This is a genomic window from Microcoleus sp. Pol12B5 (assembly GCF_036701335.1).
Classification (GTDB): Bacteria; Cyanobacteriota; Cyanobacteriia; order Cyanobacteriales; family Microcoleaceae; genus Microcoleus.
The window spans coordinates 42234-66386 of sequence record NZ_JAUBQQ010000026.1 but is presented as its reverse complement, the minus strand read 5'-3'; the positions used below and the strand labels follow the sequence as shown (position 1 = coordinate 66386).

Annotated in this window: 15 protein-coding genes; 4 read left to right on the top strand and 11 right to left on the bottom strand. The window is 45.3% G+C overall.

What is annotated here, in order from left to right; all coding sequences use genetic code 11:
- The 4 genes from QUA24_RS14090 to QUA24_RS14075 form a co-directional block, all read right to left on the bottom strand.
- Positions 1 to 1594, bottom strand: a 1594-nt coding sequence (locus QUA24_RS14090; RefSeq protein ID WP_333230427.1) for an NB-ARC domain-containing protein, incomplete at its 3' end; no start/stop codon positions are given.
- Between the two features lie 421 nt (positions 1595 to 2015).
- On the bottom strand, positions 2016 to 3980 hold the full coding sequence (locus tag QUA24_RS14085; RefSeq protein ID WP_333230426.1) for an ABC transporter ATP-binding protein/permease: 1965 nt from the start codon (positions 3978 to 3980) through the stop codon (positions 2016 to 2018).
- 207 nt (positions 3981 to 4187) lie between these two features.
- Positions 4188 to 5045 carry a DUF1361 domain-containing protein gene (locus tag QUA24_RS14080; RefSeq protein WP_333230425.1) on the bottom strand — a complete coding sequence of 286 codons (858 nt, stop codon included), beginning with the start codon at positions 5043 to 5045 and terminating at the stop codon, positions 4188 to 4190.
- 242 nt (positions 5046 to 5287) lie between these two features.
- Positions 5288 to 9565, bottom strand: coding sequence for a PAS domain S-box protein (locus QUA24_RS14075; RefSeq protein ID WP_333230424.1), 4278 nt, complete (start codon positions 9563 to 9565; stop codon positions 5288 to 5290).
- 519 nt (positions 9566 to 10084) lie between these two features.
- Here QUA24_RS14075 and QUA24_RS14070 point away from each other — a divergent pair.
- Positions 10085 to 11452, top strand: coding sequence for a TldD/PmbA family protein (locus QUA24_RS14070; RefSeq protein ID WP_333230423.1), 1368 nt, complete (start codon positions 10085 to 10087; stop codon positions 11450 to 11452).
- Positions 11453 to 12358: 906 nt separating this feature from the next.
- Here the strand turns inward: QUA24_RS14070 and pirA are convergent.
- Positions 12359 to 12508, bottom strand: a complete 150-nt coding sequence (gene pirA, locus QUA24_RS14065; RefSeq protein WP_172185012.1) for an arginine synthesis PII-interacting regulator PirA — start codon at positions 12506 to 12508, stop codon at positions 12359 to 12361.
- A gap of 305 nt (positions 12509 to 12813) precedes the next feature.
- A complete protein-coding gene (gene bioF, locus QUA24_RS14060; RefSeq protein ID WP_333230422.1) occupies positions 12814 to 13986 on the bottom strand; it encodes an 8-amino-7-oxononanoate synthase in 1173 nt (390 codons plus the stop codon).
- Between the two features lie 66 nt (positions 13987 to 14052).
- Here bioF and QUA24_RS14055 point away from each other — a divergent pair, with 66 nt between their 5' ends.
- On the top strand, positions 14053 to 14988 hold the full coding sequence (locus QUA24_RS14055) for an exopolyphosphatase (RefSeq protein ID WP_333230421.1): 936 nt from the start codon (positions 14053 to 14055) through the stop codon (positions 14986 to 14988).
- Positions 14989 to 15111: 123 nt separating this feature from the next.
- Here QUA24_RS14055 and QUA24_RS14050 read toward each other — a convergent pair whose 3' ends face one another.
- The gene (locus tag QUA24_RS14050) at positions 15112 to 15345 is read right to left on the bottom strand and encodes a hypothetical protein (protein ID WP_333230420.1); all 234 of its coding nucleotides are present in this window, start codon (positions 15343 to 15345) and stop codon (positions 15112 to 15114) included.
- Between the two features lie 23 nt (positions 15346 to 15368).
- Positions 15369 to 16490, bottom strand: a complete 1122-nt coding sequence (locus QUA24_RS14045) for a glycosyltransferase family 4 protein (protein WP_333230419.1) — start codon at positions 16488 to 16490, stop codon at positions 15369 to 15371.
- Between the two features lie 137 nt (positions 16491 to 16627).
- Between QUA24_RS14045 and QUA24_RS14040 the strand changes: the two genes are divergently transcribed.
- Positions 16628 to 16819 carry a hypothetical protein gene (locus QUA24_RS14040; protein ID WP_333230418.1) on the top strand — a complete coding sequence of 64 codons (192 nt, stop codon included), beginning with the start codon at positions 16628 to 16630 and terminating at the stop codon, positions 16817 to 16819.
- Between the two features lie 706 nt (positions 16820 to 17525).
- Here QUA24_RS14040 and QUA24_RS14035 read toward each other — a convergent pair.
- The 3 genes from QUA24_RS14035 to QUA24_RS14025 all read right to left on the bottom strand — a co-directional run bounded on the left by QUA24_RS14035 (position 17526) and on the right by QUA24_RS14025 (position 21937).
- A complete protein-coding gene (locus QUA24_RS14035) occupies positions 17526 to 18653 on the bottom strand; it encodes a type II secretion system F family protein (RefSeq protein WP_333230417.1) in 1128 nt (375 codons plus the stop codon).
- An 87-nt stretch (positions 18654 to 18740) separates the two neighbouring features.
- Positions 18741 to 19838: a type IV pilus twitching motility protein PilT gene (locus QUA24_RS14030; RefSeq protein ID WP_333085111.1), complete on the bottom strand. Its 1098-nt coding sequence runs from the start codon at positions 19836 to 19838 to the stop codon at positions 18741 to 18743.
- Positions 19839 to 19930: 92 nt separating this feature from the next.
- Positions 19931 to 21937: a GspE/PulE family protein gene (locus tag QUA24_RS14025; RefSeq protein ID WP_333230416.1), complete on the bottom strand. Its 2007-nt coding sequence runs from the start codon at positions 21935 to 21937 to the stop codon at positions 19931 to 19933.
- A gap of 1295 nt (positions 21938 to 23232) precedes the next feature.
- Between QUA24_RS14025 and grpE the strand changes: the two genes are divergently transcribed.
- Positions 23233 to 24027, top strand: coding sequence for a nucleotide exchange factor GrpE (grpE, locus tag QUA24_RS14020; protein ID WP_333213876.1), 795 nt, complete (start codon positions 23233 to 23235; stop codon positions 24025 to 24027).
- The last annotated feature ends 126 nt before the right edge of the window (positions 24028 to 24153 follow it).

The window sequence follows — 24153 nt, the reverse complement described above, 5'->3', positions numbered from 1 at the left end:
CCAGATTCTCCCTAGCATATCCCACCTCAAGAATCGATTTATCCTCCAGATCAGAGGCAACTTCGGTCAGGAGATTTAGCGGTGTTTCAAAGCCTGTCGTCTTCACAAACAAAACTTGCAGCCGATTTTTTACTAATTCTAAAATAGAGCTAATGGGCTCGCCTTTATTTCCTTTCCTTTTAGCAATTTTGATGCTCAATTTGTGAGTTTTCAACAATCGCATTCTTTCTATTCCTTGGGTCTTAACCGTCTCCAGAACCTCGGCTCGAATCTGATCGACTAATCGGTCGGTTACATATTGCACGATCAAAGGCTGAAGCATAAAAACAGTTTCCCCGCCCTCACTGATTTTGTCAATCAGCGAGCGACGACCCATAGAATCGAGATTTTTCAGCAAATCTGACAGCGATGAATTGACCAACATCTGCTCTCGTAAAGTTGCCAGGGAAATCTGGCTTTGAGCAATAGCAATCCAGTAGGCAATATCTTGTTCGGAGTTCGACATTCGATCGAACTGCTGCGCCAGCAAATTGCTGATATGTTCTTCAATAAATAACGCCGTTGCTTCCAAAAGCTTTAAAACATTTCCCTCGAAAAACTCGTTAATTGTTGTCGCTACAATCTTTAATGCTAACAGATTGCCTCCGTACCTGGATAACAAGATTTTCAACTCTTGATCTTGAGGTGACAAACCTTTTTCTTGGAAAATTTCCCGCGCTATTTCCTCGGAAATAGCAGGTTTTAAAGACCGCACTTTTTCTCCCGCCAGCAAAGCCAGTTCCGTAGGTTCTTCCGAACTAACTAGCAGTAAACAGCTATTGTGATTGACCTCACACAGCCGCACAATTAAATCTCGATATCCTTCGCAGCCTTCCCGGTAGTGTCCCGCTAATTCTTCTGGTCTGAGAACCGCTTCAAAATCGTCTAAAATTACCAGACAACGGTGTTTCCGCAGATACTCGACCAATCGCGAAATTTTGCTGTTGAGGTCGATGGGTACATCGGGTTTTTGTTGGTTAGAAAAAAGTTGAATTAAGTTTCCTAGGAAGTCGGATGGTGTTGGTGTCGATCGCAGCGATCGCCAAATCACAAAATCAAACTCATTCTGTACCTGTTTTGCCAACTGCACCGACAGAGTTGTTTTGCCGCTACCTGCCAAACCAAGCAGCGCTACCACGCGACAATTATCTGATACAATCCACTGCTTTAAAGTAGTTAATTCTTCAGTCCGTCCGTAAAAAACCGAAACATCCGGTGCTTGGCCCCAATCTTCCTGTCGGTGTCCAATCGCCATCTTCAATAGAGAGCCTTTACCTCCACTAAAATCGCTCGTTCCCTGATCGATGTGGTATGAAAACAGCAACTGATGCCTCAATTCCGAAAGCTTTCCAGGGCCGTTCCCCCCAATCTGAAACTTTTTGTAAACTTCGCCGAGTCTTTTGCGAACGGCGATGTCGCTAATGCCAAGCTTTGTGGCGATGGTCGCTGTAGATTGACCGTCGAGAGCCATAAACACAGTTTCTAACTCGGCATCTGTGACACCGCGCTGTTTGGCGATCGTTTGCACAAAGTTTTGAGGAATCGGAGTAGTCAAGGTAGGAATCTCGCCTATACTAAAAATCTATCTTCTATTATATTGTGTGAGTTATCGCAGGCGAGCAATTGAATCGAATCTACTAACGTTCAGCTTGCTTTTTGTTGTTTGGGCAGTTTTAGATATTTATACCCAATTATCGATTGTGATACAAGTTTAAAAAAATGCAACTCTAGGCCCGTGCTCCAAACCAATACACAATCAGTCATTCTCAATTCTTTAACCCTTTAATCTAAGATGGTATGAGAAAGGGGGGAGTTAATCTGCATTAATTGTTGCTATTGCCCTACCCCTAAAACCTATTGTAGAGTGGAGGCGCGACGCTTAATTTATAGCAACCAACCATAAATCTCCAACCGCACCACAACCCACCGCGAACCAACAACCGGGTAAATTCACAATTCTTTAAAGCAGGGCTGTATCAGCTAAAATTTGTCGCACTAGCGCGGTATTCTTGGGCCGAAAGCAGCCGCCAACTCCCATCGCCCAGAAGTTCCAAAACCTGTTGGTGATATTTCACTAAACTCAATCGGTGACCGACACTCACAAACGTAGTTTTAGTGGCTTGCAACTGCTCGTATAAATGTTGCTCGTTCTTCAAATCCAAAGCACTGGTCGCCTCATCCAAAATAGTGTATTTCGGTTCCGTCAATAACAATCTAGCAAAACCTAAACGTTGCTGTTCTCCCAGCGACAAAATCTCACCCCAATCTAAATCCGCATCAAAACCGCCCAATCTGTCCGGCAAATCTGCTAAATTTACTGATGCCAAAACGCGGCGCAATTTTTCCTCATCAACCTCGCTGCTGCTGTTGGGATAGAGAAGTTGCGATCGCAAACTACCCAAAATCATATAAGGACGCTGTGGCAAAAACAGCATTTTCTCCAATTCCGGCCGCGCCAAACGGCCAGTTCCCGATTCCCACAAGCCCGCAATTGCCCGCAGCAAAGAACTCTTCCCAGCACCGCTTTGACCGACAATTAACAGTCCTTCACCGGGCGGCACGGCTACCGACAAATCCCTAATCAAAGTCTTTTGATGGTGCGGAGTATCTAAAGTAACGTGTTCCAGTTTCAATTGCGAACTTATAACTGTATCGATTGTTCTGAAGTCGAGTTGAACAGGAGTTTTTTCACATCTTAAAGACTCATTAAACGTGGCTAGACGATTAATTCCGGCTGCAAACAGACTCAAGCTTTCAATGCTATATACAACGAAAGAAAAAGCCTCAGAAACCTGACGAAAAGCAAATTCAGCTTGAGTAATATCGCCGTATCTGATCTCACCCGCAAAGTAGATAGAAGCCAGGAATAAAGATGGAATAATATAAGTCGCATATCTATAGCCAACTCTAAAATATCCCAGATTCCGCTGCCAACCAATTAGGAAATTAAAGTTCCGAACTGCTTCTAAAAATCGGTATTTCACCTGAACAGATTCCTGTGCTTCTCCCCGGTAAAAAGCAATTGATTCTGCATTGTCCCGAATGTGAACCAATCCATAGCGAAAGTCAGCCTCTTTACAGAGCTGATTGAAGTTCAAAAATATCAACCTTTTGCCAAAAAATACCATGACTGCCGTGCCAAAGACAGCATAAATAATTAGTCCGATCGAAAGACCTTTGGAAATAGACCACAGAATGCCTGTAAAAGAAATAATATCGATAACTGCTCCCAATATCAGCAGCAAAAACTCTAAACTTGTGCTAGTGAAAGATTTGATATCTTCAGCAATCCGCTGGTCGGGATTGTCGATTTCCTTCTGAGAGTTAATTTCGTAATAAGCGCGGTTTTGAAAATAACTACCCAGGAAACTCTCAGTCATCCATTCTCGCCAGTACAATCCCAGTTTATCTTGGGTATAGCCGTAAATAACAACTATCGGGGTACTGATAATAAAAACTCCAGCATAAACCCACATAAACCGCCAAAAAGTAATATGATCTTTTTCAGACAGTGCGGTCGTAAAAAAATTACTAATATAGCTAATGACTACGTTAATTCCGCTAACAGACAGTGACAAAAATAGCAGCAGAGCTAACATTATCCACTGCTTCCAGCGCGGTATCAATTTGCTTCTGAAATAAACAAAAGCAGCCAGGGGGAGGATTAGCATTAAACCAACGATCGCAATTGTCGGTGAGTAGATAATTCCTTTGATCAAAGTAGCTAAACCAGCCGCAACCCCGTTAAAAGCTTCTGGAAATAAGACTTGAGTACCCAAACATACAGCACTGACGAACACAAACATCGCAGCGAAGAGAAATATCAACAACAGCGCCACTAATCCCAAAAATACCCTGCCTCCCCCAGGCTCTAAAGGATAAAAGTAAGGTTGAGCGATCGCAATAAATCTCTGCCACAACTGACGGTCAAATCGATTCATCTTTGCTGTTTACAAAACTACTTTGACTGTTCTAACATATCAAGTCTTGTGACAAACTGTAGCAGTAATTTATTTCGGAGTTTAGCGAAAAAATTTGTCTCACCCACAGACGGAAACTTGTTTTCCTAGTTAACTGGTGAGAAAAATTTTGGGAGCTTAGTTCAAGCTCTTAGATTCATCTGTGGAGTCAATCGTTTAATCTCAAATCTAAAATCTCAAATCGATGGGATCAGAAGGATTGGCGCTTTCGCCGGAAAAGTCCGACTGCAATTTGCTGCTGTAAAATCGCTGGCGAATCCCTAAAATTACTTGTTTCATTACCCAATACAAAACAGCAATTACTACAAAAGTTACAGCCATTACTAAAACCGGACGCTTGCCTATCAAATCGTTCATTACTGTGTTAACCAGCGCATCGGGGTTAGTAAGAATGTCCCAAGTGTTGAAGCGGATAAATCGCCCTAAATAAATGCCGATCGCCGAAAGTGCGTGTATAGTTATCTCTGTTCCCAGGATAAATTTACTCCAACCCTGTTGCTTCAAATAGTAACCCAGATTCATCACCGACAGCACGTAAGCTCCAAACCCGATCAGCATAAACGCCAGATACTGCGGGATCAAAGCTAGAGTCACAGTCCACACCGAATTCCCCTCTTTAATCTGCTCGATCAGGTGAATGATATCAGTTAAAACATAGGGCGCATTGGGCAAAAATGCGATAAACCAGAAAAAGCCGCCCCACCACCGGAGAGAGCGAACTCCGCGCTGCCGCAGTACCCAGATGTCTACAGCCATCAATGCCAGCGTAATCACGATCGCCCCCAAAACGTAAGTTTTGCCGACATCTTGCACAATATGCTTCAGATAGCCTAAAATATGGCGCGTGCTGGGCAAAAAAGTAGCGCCCAGGAGAAACGCCGTACCCCACAGCAGCCAGCGCGATCGAGGTTTGCGGAACAGCCAAAAACTCAGGCCCAGCGGTACTAAACCCAAAAACAAATTCCAAGACATCCAGCGGACATTGTGTCCCATTGCTTGCAGGGCTTCCAGGATTAATCCCATCATGTCAATTTTTATACAATTAAAGGTTTGATGCAGCACCGCTTCGTTAGCAGCTTCAGTCTATTTTAGTCGTTAACTTGTAGGGTGCGTCAGCTTATCGCGGCGCGCCTGAAAATCAATAACTGCTGACGCATACTAGCAGTGTGGACTCAATCTCAAATCTAAAATCGACTGACGAACCCTACCACTGTGGAGTTAATTCTAAAATCTCAAATCTCAAATCTCAAATCGATTGGCGCACCCTACTATTTATCCACTTTGTGGATCGGAATCTCAATCTTAAAAGTTGTTCCCCATCCTATGGACGAAATACAGTCAATCTTGCCCTGGTGCTTTTCCACCACAATCGAGTGCGCGATAGACATTCCCAAACCCGTACCTTTCCCCACAGCTTTTGTAGTAAAAAACGGGTTAAAAATGCGATCGACTATCCCCTCGGGAATTCCCGTACCGTTGTCCGAAATTTCTACCCTAACAGTGTTCTGGGGAGTTACACCTGTGGAAATAGCAATCCGTCCACTCTTTGTCTCTGATTGTAGAACCGATAACTGGTGATATCGTTCTTCAATAGCATCAATTCCATTAGCAATAATATTCATAAACACCTGATTCAGTTGGCTCGCATAGCACTCCACCAGTGGCAGTTTTCCAAACTCCTTAACTACTTCAATTTCCGGGCGACTCTCCCGACTCTTCAAGCGGTGCTGCAAAATTAACAAAGTGCTTTCAATTCCCGCGTGAATATCGATCGGCTTCATTGCCGATTCGTCCAGCCGCGAGAAATTTCGGAGGGACAACACAATTTGCCGGATGCGCTCGGTTCCTACCTGCATCGAACCCACAAGTTTTCTTAAATCCTCAGCCATGAAGTCCAAATCAATCTCTTGAATGCGATCGACAATTTGTGAATTAGGTTCGGGATACTCCTGTTCATAAAGACTCACCAGATCGAGCAACTGTTTTGTATACTGGTTGAGATAATCAATATTAGCGTAAATGAAGTTAACTGGATTATTAATTTCGTGAGCAATCCCGGCAACTAATTGCCCCAAAGAAGACATTTTTTCAGTTTGAATGAGCTGAGTTTGAGTAGAGCGCAATTCCAGGAGCGCCGACTCTAAATCTCGAGCTTTTTCTCTTTCTCGCGCTTCGCTTTGTCGCAGTGCTTCCTCTGCTTGCTTGCGAGTCGTAATATCCTGGGAAACTCCAATTATTACCTTAGCCTGACCCTCCCCATTCCTACTAAAAATAGTATCGCGACTTTGCAGCCACAAAAATTGACCGTCTACTGCCTGCACCCGGTACTCAATTTCCCTAGTTTCGCCATCTTCCATTCCTGTAAAGCTGGCGTGATGTTTCACGATTTTAGGCAAATCTTCCGGGTGTATTAACTGAGGCATCAGTGACGAATCCATCGCTGTAATGTCGTCGCTGGTATAGCCCAAAAGCTGGATCATTGAAGTATTAGTGTAGATATTTCGCTGTTCTTCCAAGTCGTAGAGATACAAAATACCGGGAGTAGCCGATGCTACTTTTTGAATGAACTGCTGACTTTCTTGCAAAGCTAACTCAGCTTGTTTGCGATCCGTAACATCAACGGCGATAGCGTCCCAAATAATATCACCGTTTTCTTTAGCTTCAGGACGCGAAATTATCTGAAACCATCGAATTTTACCGGAAGGTAGTACGAATCGTCCTTCCCAGTGCCAAGGTTGCAAAGTTTGGGCTGAAATAGCAACCGATTCGTCATGATTTTGGCGGTCATCGGAATGAATTAAATCTGTAATCAAAGCCGCATTTTGCATAACAGCTTCGGCTTCTCGCTCAAACATTTCTCGGCAAGCCGGACTCATGTAAGGGAAACTGAAAGAGCTATCTGTACGCAATACAAATTGATAAATTACTCCCGGCACATTACCCGACAGCTTTTGGAATTTTGCCTCGCTTTCCCGTAGTGCTTCCTCTGCTTGTTTGCGCTCCGTAATGTCAGTAATTGAACCAACCATGCGGACTGCTTTTCCAGATGCGTCCCACAAAGCTTGTCCCCGACTCAATATCCATTTGTAGGCGCTGTTGTAGCACCAGCAGCGGTATTCGATGATGTAATGCGGCGTTTTCTTGTTTAAATGGTCTTGGAGAGCTTGCATTACTAAGGCTAAATCGTCGGGATGCGTACCCCTGTTTAATTCGTCAAAGTAATCGAGAGTTTCGCTGTGTTCGTATCCAGTTATTTCTTTAAATCTATCGGACAGGAATAGTTCCCCTGTTTGCAAGTTCCAGTCCCAAATGCCGTCATTGTTGCCTTTGAGTGCTAACTGCCAGCGTTCTTCAGTTTGCATCAATTGAGCAGTTCTATCTTTGACTCTATTTTCTAGTTCTTGATTGAGCTGTTTCAGACTTTCTTCTGCCTGGTTGCGTTCGATAGCAATTCCTGCTAAATTCATCGCGGCTTCTATCAATTGCAGATCAACAATTGGGGGGTGGCACGGTTGGGAATAATACATTCCAAAAGTTCCCAAAACTTGACCCTGAGATGAGAAAATAGGAGTAGACAAGCAAGCTCTCAGTCCAAAACTCAAGGCTAAATCTCGATAATTTTCCCACAAAGGGTCGCTGGCAATATCTGTAACGATCACCTGTTGGCGGGTAAACGCAGCAGTGCCGCAGGAGCCTACCTCCGGGCCGATGGGTCTGCCATGAATAGCAGCATTGTAACTGTCGGGTAAACTGGGCGCGGCTCCGTGCAGTAAATGTTTGCCGTCTGGAGCTAGAAGCAATATCGAACCGATGACATCTCTAGATTGCAGCTCCATAATTTCAACTAAGGTATTTAAAGTATCGCCAAGAGGAGCGCCCTTAGCAATCATTTCTAAAATTTGTTTTTGACCGGTCAACCAATTTTCAGCTTGCTTGCGCTCCGTAATGTCGCGGGCTACCCACAGAGCAGTTTTTTCTTTCAGTGGTGAAATGGTACCGGCAAACCACTTTTGTACGCTGGCAATTTCCAGGTGATATTCAAAAGTACAGGTTTGATTTGTAGCGAGGGCGGTGCGAATTTGCTCCAGAAAAAATTCTCCCTTTTCTGGAGGGAATAAATCGTTAATTTTTTTACCGGCAAATTCCTCCGTCTCTTTGTATAATAATTGGGGATTGGTCGGGGCAACTTTCAGGAACCGTCCCTCAATATCGAGTTCAAAAATTACATCGTTCATGGCAGCGAACAAAGCTCGAAGTTCCGATTCAGAAGCTTGTAGAGCGATTTCAGCTTGTTTGCGATCGCTAATATCCGTCCCGATACAAAGCAGTCCTGCCACATTTCCCTTCGCATCTAGTAAAGGTTTATTTGTCCACGCTATCCACACCCTTTCTCCATTGCTGCGGATGTTTTCATTTTCGTTTTGGAAGTATTTTTGCGACTGTGCCAAACAGTCTCGAATCTTTGTCGCGAGGTCACTTTCAAATAACTCTGTTTTCGGTATAATTTTGCCGATCGCACTTTTGCCGATGATTTCTGCTTCTGAATACCCGAAAAAAGTTTCAGCAAACTCGTTAAAAAAAGTAATCTTGCCTTCACTGTCTAACTGCACAATCATGCTGTTAGCATTCTCAACTAATTGCCGATACTTAACTTCGCTCGATCGCAGTTTCGCACGGCCGTACACCCAGTTAAAAACTGCCGCCCCGCTCAAAAGTGCCAGCAAGCCACCTCCAAAAAGCAGCCAGCCCCGAAACGGCGAATTCGCAGGCCATCCTCCCGCCGGAATTGCTGCCAACTGCCAGGAACCGTTGGGCAAAGTCACTTCCAGCAGCACGGGATGGTGTTGAAAAATTGACTCGTCACCGAAAAACACTTGGCCGGAGGCTCCAGTCCCGTCTTTGCCCCGCAGAGCGTATTGCAGCTTCGCTGAGGAGTCGTTGAGTCCTGCTTCCTCAATCAGGGAATTTTTGTCGATGATCAAACCTGTCAAGCCCCAGTAAACTCCTGTTTCAGGCTCGGCGCCGGAGGGTGTGAGAAAAATCGGCGAGCGGCTGATCAAAGTCTCGTCCCCCTCTAATAATTTCACGGGCCCGGCAAGCAAAGTTTTTCTGGTTCGGATGACCTCTTTGACCATTTGCCGCTGTTCGGGTAGCGCCGTCAAGTCAACCCCGATCACCGCTTCATTTCCCTCCCATGGGTAAATGTAAGCGACCGTTGTGCCTTTAACTAAAGTTATGGCGCGGATGCCCGGTTGCTGTGCCACCAAAATTCTCGCCGTCGCTGTAAACTCGGCTTCGGTGATGTTTGGGTTGTTGGAAAGGTAAGCCCCCAAACCCCGCATCAAAAACAGGCGGGAATTCAAAGATCCTTCCAGCTTAGAACGGACTGTGCTAAGCCGATCGAGCGTGGTAGCGCGGTTGTAGTGAAAAAACCGCCGCTGTTCCGATCGATCTAAAATGCCAACTCCGACCAAAATTGCTATTGATGCCGAAATAGCTGCTAAATACGGTGAAATTTGGAATTTTTTAACCTTAAAGTATTCCATCTGCGGGGGTTAAGGTATTTTTTTACGTCTTTAGATAGATTTAGTTTAGTTTGATTTCTCTAGGCAAATCCAAAATTTTCGGCATACCGGGCTTTTCGCAAGCGGGCGCGAGTTTGTTGTGTTCGAGGACACCCGTCGAACGCGGGCGATCGCCAAGCCTCTCATCATTAATTCTATGGAAAAAGTTTTAAATCTACAATCGACTGACCGAAAGTAATGTGGTCATAAGCCCCCGGATTCATTCTTTCGCAGACTCAGGACGGAGACTTTAAAAAGCTTTGCATCTTTCCTAAAAAGCCCGCGGATTGATTCCTTCGCAGGCTGAGGACGGGATCAATCTAAAATCTAAAATCTAAAATCTAAAATTGGTTGACTCGCCCTCGATCGGGTAGGGCGCGCGATACTCCCCCACCACAGCGGTGCGGGAACGCGCACCCGAAAGACGGGAGTTATTAGCTAAAATAAGGTTAGCAATAATTTTTTTCAGCGCTACGGCTAATCATTCATAGGGGCAATTTGATGCAAGAACAGTTGATGGAAGCGATCGCACCTTACCGCGATCGCGTAGATTATCTAGAAGTTCGCCTCGAACAAAGCGAGTCAACTGCGATTAGTTTTCGCGGCCCTCAGTTAGATGCTGTCAACCGCAGTTTTAGTCTCGCCGGTGGCATCCGCGCCTGTCACAAAGGTGGCTGGAGTTTTGTAACTTTTAACGGTTTAGATGAATTAAAAGACCGCATTGAAGAAGCTGTAGTGCAGTCTCGCTTGGTTGGCAGCGAAAAAACTCTACTAGCAGATGTCACCCCTATTCAAGATTATGTAGCGGTGGAATTGGGTCGCGATCCGCGCTCTATTACTCTAGCCGAAAAGCGGAAATTGCTCGAATCTTACAATCAGTTGCTGTTAGATTATGACCCGCGAATTCAGACGACAATGGCAGGTTACAGCGACAGATTTGGGATTACTTATTTTGTGAATTCTCAAGGTACTTGCATCGCTCAAGAGCGCTTGGACGTGACCGGGCGTTTCGGAGCGATCGCCCGTGGCGAGGGTGGTGTCGTCCGCCAAGGGTTTGAGTCTATTCACTCGCGATCGGATTACGATGTCTTGACAAATATTGAAGATCGTGTTAAAAGTGCTGCCGTTCGAGCTGTAGGCCAACTAGAGGCAAAATCGGTGAAAGGCGGTCAGTATCCGGTGATTTTAGACCCTTATTTGTCGGGAGTTTTTATTCACGAAGCTTTCGGGCATTTGTCGGAAGCAGACGGCATTTACGAAAACCCAAAAATGCAGGAATTGTTGACTTTGGGCAAGCCTGTGGCGATCGAACAATTGAATGTAATTGACGATGCAACTGTGCCGGGATTGCCGGGAACTTTGAAATATGACGACGAAGGCGTGCCGGCTCAGTGCAAGCATTTAATTAAAAATGGAGTTTTAGCGGCTCGGATGCACAATCGCGAAACAGCGGGCAAAATGGGCGAAAGTCCGACGGGAAATGCCCGGGCTCTTAGTGCTACTTTTATGCCTTTGGTGCGGATGACTAATACTGCGATCGAGTCTGGCGAACATTCTTTTGACGAAATGGTTGCGGACATTGACGAAGGAGTTTATGCAGTGCGGATGTTGGGAGGACAAACCAACGGCGAAATGTTTACCTTTGCGGCGGCTCAAGGGTTCATGATTCGCGACGGCAAATTAGCCGAACCGGTGAGCGATGTCACTTTAAGTGGCAATGTATTTCAGACTTTAAAGGATATTGAGTCTATAGGAAACGACTCGGTTTATGCTTACGGCGGTTGTGGTAAAAATGGCCAGAGCGGTTTGCCAGTAAGCGTCGGCGGTCCCCATTTGCGGATTAAAAATGTCGTCGTCGGAGGAAGATAATCATTAGTCATTAGTCATTAATTATTAGTTCAAAACTTACGCAATTGGCACATGGTGAGGGCGCGATCGCGCCCTCACGCCTCACCTTAACCAGTGCGGGACACTGACAAGTTGACAAACCACTGAAAATCTACTATTGAGGGCTTCAGCGAGGTCGTCCGGTGTTTGGGAGACTTCAGAAATTACAGATAAATTGGGGAAGTGCGATCGCGATTATAGACTTTACCAGGCTTTCCCCTAATTTTTTGTTTAATTCCCCTTAAGTTTCTTTCATCTCTACCCGATTATTCTGCCTAATGGGAATCTCAATCACAAATTATGCACCCGGTTCTGTTGGCTGTGATAAACACTTCAAATCTCCGCCGCGCTTCTCCACCACAATCTGATAGGTAATCAGATCATCCCAAACCAGTGTCTTGACCCGCAGGTTCAGTTGTAAAGAAAGGACTAAATAAATGGGTTCTTACTTCGCTTGTTATTCCCAGCCGATTGTCTTTCACACCGATTCTTACGCTATCCTAATTCAGCATAGAAGTACAAATCGTAATCGTACTATGGTCATTTTTAATTTGCTCCGAGGTGCGTTTTTGGTCATAGCAATTCAAGGCATGAATTGCTTTGCTCAGCAAATTCATAAATATCTGATTCAATTTACCGACATAACATTCTATTTTTGGCAAATCTTTTTGGGACGAGGCGCACTCTACAGATAGAGTTTGTGCGTACAGGAGTGTTTCCTCTTTCTTCTTCCTTCTCAATAAAAAATCCCGGTTTCTTGAAGAAACCGGGATTTTTCCTACCAACTAAGAGAGGAGTCAAAACTTCACAGGTAGCGGTTGCCGGAATTCTGCATTTCTCGCACAACCCTCTAAACCAAACTACGGGCAAATTCTAGTGGCAGCTTCTTTAAAGCTGTCTCATTTCCTCTTCAAGCACCCGAACCAAATCTTGATTGCCACTGGATCTCGCTACTTCTATGCGGTGCATCAGTTGCTTGTGAATGTTAGCGCGGTGGGTTTCTGCTACTTTTTTTACGTTTTGACGATTTGTGTTCATGGTGGACGTTCCTTATATTAAATTTGGTGTACCTGCTACTTCTCTAATATAGCGCTAAATTCCAAAAAGTATCTAAATTTACAAAAAATTTACAGTTGTTGACCGATCGACAACACTCCTGTATAATATTGGTCATAAGTCAATAGCGATATCTTGACAATCAGAAGTCATTAGGCCGATGCCCGATGCCCGATGCCCGATGCCCGATGCCCGATGCCCAATGCCCGATGCCCGATGCCCGATGCCCGATGCCCGATGCCCAACATTTACATTTAGTCAAGCGGTGCGCGGTACGTACCCAACATTTACTCAAAACTCAAAACTTGCTTCAGCGCCTCTACCAACTGCTGAAGGTGTGCGAGCTCGTGAGTTGCCATCAGCGAAATCCGAATTCGACTCACGCTTACAGTCGGAGGCCGAATCGCCGGAGCAAAAATACCCATCTCCTTGAGTTTGCTGCCGACTGTTAAAGCCGAGGCTGCATCTTTTAACGGAAGACTGAAAATTGGGGAGAGGGAATTGGTAATTGGTAATTGGTGATTGGTAATCGCGCAATATTTAAAAGTTTCGATATTTTGTCGCAACCGAACTCGGCGTTCTGGTTCTTGCTGTACAATTCTCACAGCTTCCAAAGCAGCCGCCGCATCAGCAGGCGTCAATGCTGTAGTATAAATCCAACTCGGAGCTCGATTACGCAGAAAATCAATTAAAGCAGCAGAGCCCGCAACGTAACCACCTAAACTTCCCAAAGCTTTGCTGAGTGTCCCCACTTGAATCAGTGGTGTTCCCGTACACCGGAAATGTTCTGCACAACCGGCACCGCTAGCACCGAAAACTCCTGTAGCGTGAGCTTCATCTACTAATACCATGCAGTTAAAGGTTTCGGCCACAGCCAACAACTGTGGCAGCGGACACAAGTCCCCATCCATGCTAAAAACGCTATCGGTAATAATTAAACACTTGCGGTATCTCGCGCGATTTTGCTCTAACTTTGCAGTTAAATCCTCAAGATTGCAATGACTGTAGTCTATGGCAGTTGCACCGCTGAGTGTGGCTCCGTTTTTCAGGCTCGAATGGTTGTACTTGTCAGATAATATCAAATCGCGCTTGCCGACAACGGATGCGATCGCCCCTAGATTCGCCAAATATCCCGAACTGAATACTAAAGCATCTTCAGTTCGTTTTAAATTAGCAATAGCTTGTTCTAGCTGTCGGTGCAAATCGCGGTGTCCGCTGACCAACCTCGAACCCGTCGCACCCGTACCAAATTCCTTAGTTGCAGTCATAGCAGCTTGAATTAACCTGTCATCCCCTGCAAGTCCGAGATAATCGTTGCTGGCAAAGTTAATCAGGCTGTGGCCTGATAACTTTACCACAGGCCCAGGGGAACTGTCGATCGATTGTGGCGATCGATACCAATCGGCACGACGAACTGTGTCTAGGGCCTTCTCTATCCAAGCGTAAGGGTCTGCGTTCATATTGGAAAGCGATCGGGTAATACGTTATATTAGCTGGTGATCAGTTCCTCCCCATCACAGAAGCATATGCCACTCACTAAAAAATACAGATTAGTCACCCGCAGCGATTTTGACGGTCTTGTCTGTGCCGTTTTGCTCAAAGAACTCGATATGATCGACGAGATTAAATTCGTGCATCCTAAAGATATGCAGGATGGGAAAATCGAAATAACAAATAACGATATTAGCACCAATTTACCCTATGTTGATGGAGTTCATCTAGCTTTCGATCACCATTTCAGCGAAACTCTTAGACACGAGAAAATCAAAATTAACCACATCATCGATCCCTATGCAGCTTCAGCAGCTAGGGTACTGTACAAATATTATGGAGGCCAAGCAAAGTTTCCTGATATTTCTGAGGCGATGATGGCAGCCGTTGACAAATCAGATTCCGCTCAATTTGCCCAAGAAGAGGTTCTGCATCCACAAGAATGGGTGTTGTTAAACTTCATCATGGACGCCAGAACTGGCTTGGGAAGGTTTAAAGAATTTACGGTTTCCAATTATCAGTTAATGATGCAGTTAATCGATTACTGCAAAAATCATACCATCGATGAGATTTTGCAGCTTCCTGATGTAAAAGAAAGAGTAGACCTCTACTTCGAGCAAGAAGAAAAATTTAAAGAGCAAATACAGCGATGCGCCAAAGTTTATAATAATTTAGTTGTTTTGGATTTGCGTAACGAAGAGGTCATTTACGCGGGGAATCGTTTTGTAATTTATGCTTTGTTCCCTGAGTGCAATATATCGATTCACGTACTTTGGGGACTGAAACAACAAAATACTGTTTTCGCAGTTGGCAAGTCAATCTTTAACAAAACTTCTAAAACTAATATTGGGGAGTTAATGTTAAGGTATGGTGGCGGTGGACACCAGAATGCCGGAACTTGTCAGATTGAGAACGATCAAGCTAGTCAAGTTTTGAAAGAGTTAATTTCCCAGATAGAGCAAAATGGTTAAATTGGCTTTATCTTTTTTGCAGTCAGGACTTGAGTCTTTGATTATTTATTTTAATTTTCAGCACTAAAGTCCTTACTACAAACAGGGATTTTTAGGACTGAAGTCCTTACTGCAAACGGGAGTTTAGTCCTCAAGGTTTTGATCTGGCGGGTTCTGGGCATTGAGATTTTCGGAACTGTTGCCTTTCACTCGTGGCAAATGGTCTACCAAACCCATATCAAAAGCGATATCCGGCAACTCATCAGCGTTATATTTTCCTGGCTCAAACAATCGCCCGGGAGTAAAACAAGGCTGTTTCAATCGTACCACCTCCCCCGGAGAAAACATTCCCCTAAACATTTTGCGTTCGACTCCCATAATTTCGGCTCCTAAAACAATTCCTAAAACAATTCTCGCATTAATTTTAGCAATTTTTGAGCGGCAGTTTCCCAATTAAATAAATCCGCCGTCTCTCTAGCTTTTTGAGCTACGTGAAAACGCATCTGGTCTTCAACAATTTTTCGCAATTGTTCGCGAACAGACTGAACATTTGGTTCTGCCCACTGAGGAGCATTTCTGATTTGTAGATACTGAGTATCGTAACAGTTTCCTACGGGAGTTAGATCGTAAGCAATGGGATAGCAGTTTTCAGCATTGGCGTACTCAGTCGGGCCACCATACATAGTCATAGCAACAGGCAAACCTGCTGCAAAGGCATCTAAAATTTTAATCGCAAAACCTTCCCCGCGAAACGGAGCTAAAAAAGCATCGGCTGACAAGTATAAATCAGCTAGTTCTGCTTTATTATAAAATTTAGGGATGATCAGAATTTTTGCCTTTAACTTGCCGAGCTGCTTTTCGATATTGGCGAGATGTTCCACTATAACATCGGGATTTTTCCCTCCATCTTTGATTATTAACTCTACCTTAGAATCATCTTTAAACTCTTCACAAAAAGCTTGAATAGCCAGATCCGTGCCAAATCTATAGAAATCAAAAGAATTGGTCATGTGCAGAATATGTGTTACATCTTTTTGTTTTTTTGGAGATTTGGGAAAATAGAGTTGCGAGATTAAAGGATTGAAACCTAGAGGCATGACTGATACGTTAGCAGCCGGACATCCAGCTTTGATTAAAACGTTTTTAGAGTATTGGCTGACGGCTAGTTTGTGGGATGAAGTGTTAACAGCATCGTAAATCCAGTAATCATAATCATCATGGTTTTGGGCGAATTCGTAATTGATAGCAAAAAGTTCTAAGTTGAGATGTCCGTTGAGTTCTTTTAAAAAATAAGGTTTCCAATAATGAGACCATTTGATCTGAAATAAATCTGAGGGTGTGGTGTTCATCCACTTCGCTAGCAGGTCATTTTCTTCTGGTGTCGAATTGCGGCTGAGGTGAGAGGCTATTGTTGAAGGTGCGACCGAAATAGGAATTCCCATTTGGTGTAAAGTTTTCGCCAGGGATAGGGTAATGTCGGTGAAGGAATTAAAGTGTTGAAAGGCAACGTTAAAGTGAACCATATTTATTGGTTATGAGTGCAGGGTAATCGCATTTGATTTGGTATAAATTGTACTTGACAAATGACAGAAAATGCACCTGCCAGATGTAGGGCTGCGGTGGAGACGCGATCGGCGACCAACAAGCAGTTAAACTGGGAATGGACTCCCGGCAGGTATCCCTCACTCAGGCAGATGGAACAAGGCTGCCGTCAAATCTAGCGCCAACGGAACATTGTGGAACGTGCTATCAAGCGACTCAAGCAATGGAGTCGGACGCTATTCGATATAAGAAGCTGACTGCCAATTATACAGCCATGATCACGATCGCCTGGATTGTGTTGTGGTTATAGTTGGAAAACACGCCCTAGGCAAAAGCACGTGATGGAGATAAATCAACGAGGTGGAACCTCAGCGAGCTTGCTTAGCTGGCTATCAGCATCACACTCAATTTTCATTCCTTAGTTTACGAGCTGCGCTTGAATGATGCTGTCAAATATTTTAAAAAATTCCCTGATCATTATAGATTAATTAAGATGCGATTACCCTGTAAAATCTCTGAATATTTTTTTATTATTTATATTCTGGGATCGTTCAAATTGGCAATATTTTCTTCTAAAAAACTGGCATTTAATATATTCGCCCCAGGCAATGAATCTGTTTGTTTTGTTGGTGATTTAAAGTTTGGGTCAAACCTTTTTCCATTGATAGCACCCATAAACTACAATAACTACCTTGAAATTGATTCGGAATTTAACTGTAGTATATTTTGGGTTCAAATTAAGATGCGTTTACCCTGAAGTGTAAAGCCAGGATTAGGCAGCATTTAAATCCCTACTTGACTTTTGTGACATTTTCGTAACTGGTCACCAATGGAAAGACCCTGGTAAGGAAGATAAGGAAGATTTGGAGGCAGAGCCTCCAAATTGTTTTCTCCTTTTAATCGAGGATGTGCCTCCTCCAAAAGTCTGGCCAGGCAGAGCCTGGGGACGATTGAAATAGTCATTGGTCAGGCGTTAATTGCTACTAACTAATAACTAATAACTCATTACCCCTTTTTTACAGCTTCTGGAACACTGCGAACATCGGCAGATACATCGACAGCAAAATCGAACCTACGATGCCACCGACGACAACAATCATCAGAGGTTCTAGCATACTGGTAAGTCCTTTTACTGCTTCTTCCACTTCCGTTTCGTAGAAAGCGCCAACTTTCATCAGCATCTTGTCAAGTTCCCCTGTCTCCTCGCCAATTGCCATCATTTGAATGGCCAAAGACGGAAAAACAGCTTGTTCTTGCAAAGCAATACTGATCATGCCACCGCTTTGAATTTCCTGTCTCGCATATTCGATCGCATTAGATATCGCCTGATTCCCCGCCACATCTCGCACAATTTCCAAAGAATTGAGAATTGGCACGCCCGATCGCGTCAGCGACCCAAATATCACGCAAAACCGAGCCACAGCAGATTTTTCGATCAAATCTCCAAAAATAGGCAATTTCATGGCAATCCTATCAATTTGTAGGTGACCTATTGGAGTTTTGTAGTACATATCGAAGGCAATTTTGAGCGCCACAATTACCCCAATAACTGTTACCTGTTGAATGGGAGGCCAAGCCGTACAAAATGCACTAATTGCCAACATAAACACCGTAAAAGCCGGCAAATCTGCACCAATATCCTTAAAGATTTTAGCGAAAGTTGGTAGCAAGAATATGGTCATTGCGAAAAAAATCACGATCGCAATAAAGAACACAGTCTTCGGATAAGACATTGCCGAATTAATTTCCGCCTCCGTCTTGTGATTTTTTTCCATCATCACCGCCAGACGGTCTAGGGTTTCATCTAGCACCCCCCCAACTTCTCCCGCCGCCACCATACTGATAAACAGTTGGTCAAAAACATCAGGAAACTTAGCCATCGCCTCTGCCAAGTTTATCCCCTCCTGCACGTCAGCATTCATGCTCCTGAGCGCTCGCTTCAGTTTAGCATTAGAACACTGCTCGTGCAGCACGGAAAGGCATCTAACGATCGCCACCCCTGCATTAAACATAGCCGCAAACTGACGAGCAAAAATAGCCATATCCTTAACAGTAAGGCTGGTAAGGTTATATTCAATTTGCTCCTGAATCTTACTGAAATCAAAGCCACCTTTCGGTTTTTGGCGGATAACGTTGGTAGCCACAGCTCACCTCTGAAAATTTATTAAAAATTATGACTCATCAGTCATTAATTCAGTCGGCAGACTCCTGACTAATGACTGCTGACGGAATTAATGAGCTTTTACCGGGGCGCTACCAACAGGTGCCGGGCCGATCAAGCGTTCGAGTTCGTCAGCCTTAGAAGCCTTGGCCATTGCCGATTCCCAAGTGACTTTACCGCTCTTGTAAAGTTCAGCGAGGGCCATTTCCATCGTCCTCATACCCAATTTGGCCCCCATTTGGATTTGGGAGTAAATCATGGGAGTTTTACCCTCCCGGATCAAGTTAGCCATAGCTGGAGTATTTACCATGATTTCCATAGCGCAGCAGCGGCCGCCCCCAACTTTGATTACCAAATTTTGGCTGCAAATTCCCACCAAAGAGTTAGACACCTGGGCGCGAACTTGGGGTTGTTGAATGGGCGGGAACACGTCCAAAATCCGATCGATCGTTGCAGCCGCCGAATTAGTGTGCAACGTTCCCATCACCATGTGACCCGTTTCTGCCGCCGAAATTGCCAGACCGATCGTTTCCAAGTCCCGCATTTCCCCCACGAGAATTACATCAGGATCTTCGCGCAAAGCAGCTTTCAGCGCATTAGCAAAGCTCTTAGTATCTTCGCCCTTTTGGCGCTGGTGAAACAAACTCTTGATATTAGGAAACACATATTCGATCGGGTCTTCAACTGTTAGAATATGTTCCGCGCGCGTCCGGTTGACCAGATCCAACAACGCCGCCATCGTAGTAGTTTTCCCGGAACCCGTTTGTCCCGTCACCAACAGCATACCCCTGGGTCTTTCAGTCAGATCCCGCAAAATCTGCGGCACGCCTAAAGCATCGGCGTTAGGAATCTTAGAAGCCAGAGCCCGCATACAAGCAGCCCAAGCACCCCGCTCCCGGTAGACATTGACGCGAAACCGAGCCAATCCCCGAACGCCGTAAGCGCAGTCGAGTTCCCACTCCATTTCCAACTGCTTGCGCTGCATATTGTTGAGCATTTGGAAAATCAGGATCTGCACTTCCTCAGCAGACAGAATGTCGCCGTATTGCGTCTGAGGAGTTAGTTTACCGCTGACTCGGAAGAATATAGGCGCGCCCGCTTGGATGTGTATGTCCGAACCCCCTTGCTCTACCAGGGACTCCAGTACGTCTTCAATCATCAGACCCATAGATACCTCTCCTCGATCAAATTGATAGTTATTGACCAATCTAGCTCAGTTAACAGTCAACAGTTAATAGTCAACAGTTAACTGCTGCTGAATCAATCCAAAAAGCGTGACGTCAAGCAGTACGGACAATCCAGCATCTCCGGCTTCAATTCCGCCTGACAAGTTTTGCAGGTAAGTCCCTGCTTGCGTTTGGCTTTCATTTCAGCCTCCAGGCCAGAGTCTGTAAACGTCACCCGCTCGACTTCTTCAAAGGTAGTCGCGCCTTCTCGCACCAATTGCAAGCTGTAAGCCAACAGCGTTTTCATCCCTTCTTCTACTGCTGCTTCCTTAATTTGCTCTGTGGGAGCTCCTTGAGTGATCAGAGTTTGAAGCCGCTCAGTATTTTTCAGGTACTCGTAAACCCCTACCCGTCCTTTGTAGCCTATGCCGCCGCACTTCCGACAAAGTTGCTCGCGTTCTGCCAGTTCCTTCCTTTCCTCCACCGGTACGGTGTTGGCTTTGTAAACAGTTAGATCAATTTCTTGAGAAGCCGACAGACCGTACTTGCCGAGTTCTGTGGCAGTAGGCTGGTAAGGAATGCAGCATTTGTCGCAAACGCGCCGCATCAGACGCTGAGCCAACACGCCCAACAGAGCGGCCGAAACCATGAACGGTTCTACGCCCATTTCTGCCAAACGCGCCACTGCCCCGGCCGCGTCGTTCGTGTGCAGCGTCGTCAGCACCAAGTGTCCCGTCAAAGCCGCTTCCAGAGCAGTTTTGGCTGTTTCCCTGTCCCGCGTTTCCCCCACCAGCATCACGTCAGGGTCTTGCCGCAAAAATGCCCGCAGAATGTTGGAAAAAGTCAAGTCTTTTTCCCGAATTACTTGACATTGCGTAATTCCTGGCAAAGCATATTCGATCGGGTCTTCCGCCGTACTGATATTAACCCCCGGATCGTTGCGTTCCGCCAGAATCGAGTAGAGAGTAGTTGACTTGCCCGAACCCGTCGGCCCCGTCACCAAAATCAGTCCGAACGGACGGCTAGCACTCTCTCGCACTAAAGCCAGAGTTTCTTCGTCGGAGATTAACAAACCCAAACCCAACTGAGTGCTGGAACTGTCCAAAATCCGCAGCACGATTTTTTCGCCGTACCGCGAAGGCAAGCAGTTCACCCGGAAATCCACCGTGCGTCCCTCAAACACCCGGCGGATGCGGCCGTCTTGCGCTTGTCGGCGTTCGGCAATATCCATGTTGGAAATAATCTTGAAACGAGCGGTAATCGAGGCGACTACCTGCTTGGGAAACCGGAAATACTCTTGCAGCACCCCGTCTTTCCGCATCCGAATCCGCATGAACTCTTCTTGAGGTTCTACGTGGATGTCAGACACCTTTTCCGACAAAGCTTTAGCCAAAATGATATTGACGGCCTTAATTACGGGAGCCGCCTCAGCATCGTCCAATGTGTTAGCGAGGTCTTCTTGATCGGCAGTATCCTCTTCTAGCGAGAGCTCGCCAAAATCTCCCTCCCCTAGATCCATCTTTCTCTGCTTTTCGATTTCAGCTTTTTTAGCTTCCCTCTTAACTTGGTCGTCTTGATAGGCCGATGTTATGTCCTGATAGTCGTCTGGCGTAATCACCCGTCGCTGCAAAGCCAAGCCGTGAGGCTGTAAAATCCGCCGCAAATCTTCTATGGCGTTGAGGTTGTCGGGATCTACCATTGCCACTAAAACCGCCGCCGGCTCAGTTTCAGCCTTCGCTACGGGTAAAAACCGACCTTGGTGACAAATGTCGATCGAAATCTTCAACGTATCGAGCATAAGTCCCAGTTGCTCGTTAGACATTTCGCTCATCTCCGGGTCAAATGCTTCAACCCCGTAGACTATCTTCCGTTCAAACATCTGCTGCTTCTTGTAAAGTCGCAGCAATTCTGGGGGTAACGGCTGCCCGGTAAGTGCTTCTAATACCTCCGTCAAACGCTTGCCCGACTTCTGGCTTTCAATTTGAGCTTGCTTGACTTGCTCGCCGTTGACGTAACCCGACTGAATCATCTTGGTGAGAGCCGGAGTAAAAACGCTTAGAGCAACTATCGATGTGGATCGAGGCGCGGATGTGCTAGTCATAAAAAACACTCAATAGGTGGGAAACTCAGTCACAAAGAGTGCTGAGAGGAAAACCAACGCGGGGTTTTAACCCCCGTATTCTTTGCTTATGGATCAGCTATCATGTTCTTGCTCAATCCCTATCTCTCAAGTGTAAGCTCGTAGTCACCTCTAAGCTTCGTCCACAAATTGACGAGACATTGGAGGGGTTTGCCGATGCTTGCCATCAAATCTTGTTCGTTGAGTGCTAAGTTGCTTACTTATTTGATTAACTTGCGGGATACTCTGGTTATAGCGTCAGGGAACATCACTTGGGAATTCCCCGTACCGGGAGAGAAAAGCGGGGCGGGGTATGCCCCCTTCCCAGGCTAATTCTATTTTCCCAAATTGTTTGCTCAAATTACACCGTCCCTGGTGGCGCGGTTAGCTGTACTAAATTAAAGATGAGCTATGTTCTGTGATGATAGCTTTTACGAAAGCCTCGATCGCCCTTGTGAAATATATTTTGATTAATTATCTGCGATCGGTCACTGCCCAATCGTCGGCTGCATGAGTTCCCAGGGCAAATTTTGAGCTACTCTAGTTTTGGGTCAGTAAATATTACTTTGATTCTACCCTGGTGTCCGAACCTTTATGACGTAAGCTGGACGGTTCAAAAATCTTGGAAAGAGGCAAATTAGATATCAATTGTATTTACAGATGAGCATCGGATCAAAACCAACTAATTTCTCTCATTTGGCTGGCAAAAATTCGATACTTCAAGCTACTTCGGCGTTAGTAAATCAGAAAAACCACAGCCTCAATTCGCATCAAGATTGACAACCTAGTATCTGAGTCACAAAAGCACACAGCTAACTACTTAGTCACTCAATACAAATTCCTCTTTCTCCCGACTTGGGAAACTCAGCAAATGGTAAAAAAAATCTACCTTTAGGTTGCGACTAAAACAGCCTGAGCGATGATAACTTTAAGTCACTATCGTTTTAAGTCAACCTTGAAACATCAAGCCTCCTAAGTGGGAAATCAGGTAGTTGACTTGAAAGCAAAATATACTTAAAAAAATGTTGTAAAGGTGATTGCATTAATTAAAAATGAGGAACCAACAAACGTTGGGTTGCCCCCATGGTGGCAACGATATTATACGTAAATATCTAAACTGGCCTTTGAATATTTTATGGAAAGCTTTAAGCAATGTCTCCAGAGATGGCGAGATTTCCTCTTTTCACATTGTGCCATACACAGTAAATTTGAGTCCTCTAGATTTACCGGGTTAACTGTATCTGCTAGAATTGATAGGGTTCTGTCGCGCAGCTTTTATGATTGACGAGGAAAAACAGCAAGATCAAGATCCTAGCTCAACTGGGGAAACCACCCCAGAGGGTTCGCCAATGGCAAGCGAAAATCCGGCGGCATCGGGAAACTCGAATGAATCGGCGGATTGGGAGCTCGAACTTGCTCGAGCTTATCAAAGTGCTCAGGGCGATCGCACCCCAGCAAACGCATCGGGGCCTACCGTCACCGGCAGTTCAACCAACAGTCCGACTGCTGATGCGGCGGAGCCTTGGAAGAAGGAACTGGCCCAGGTAACCGAGGAAAAAGAGGCTTTAAAAACTCAGTTGCAAGTCGCCTCCGCTCAACTAGAAGAACTGAAAAATCAAAATCTCCGCCTAGCAGCAGATTTTGATAACTTCCGCAGGCGTACCCAAAAGGAAAAAGAAGAGCTAGATTTACAGGCAAGGTGTCTGACGATCAAACCCCTGTTGCCAGTAATTGACAATTTCGAGCGCGCTCGATCGCACATCAAGCCGCAAACCGACGGCGAAATGAACATTCACAAAAGCTACCAAAGCGTTTACAAGCAAATGGTAGATAGCCTCAAGCAAATCGGGGTTTCTCCGATGCGTCCCGAAGGCGAACAGTTTGATCCCAACCTCCACGAAGCTCTGCTGAGCGAGCCAACTGACGAACACGAGGAAGGAACAATTATCCAAGAACTAGAACGCGGCTACATTCTGGGCGATCGCGTCTTGCGGCACGCCAAAGTGAAAGTTGCAGCGGCTGGGCTATCTGTGGTAGCCTCAGATGAAAATCCCGATAGTTCAGAAGGTTAATCGGGAGACAAGCTACTGCATTCCTTAAAGTCACTGACCCCCGAATAGAATTCGGGGGGTCCAAGGTGGCAGACTCACCAACTTCTTTTTAATTAAAGATGACTAAAAGCAGGTCAGCGCTTTATC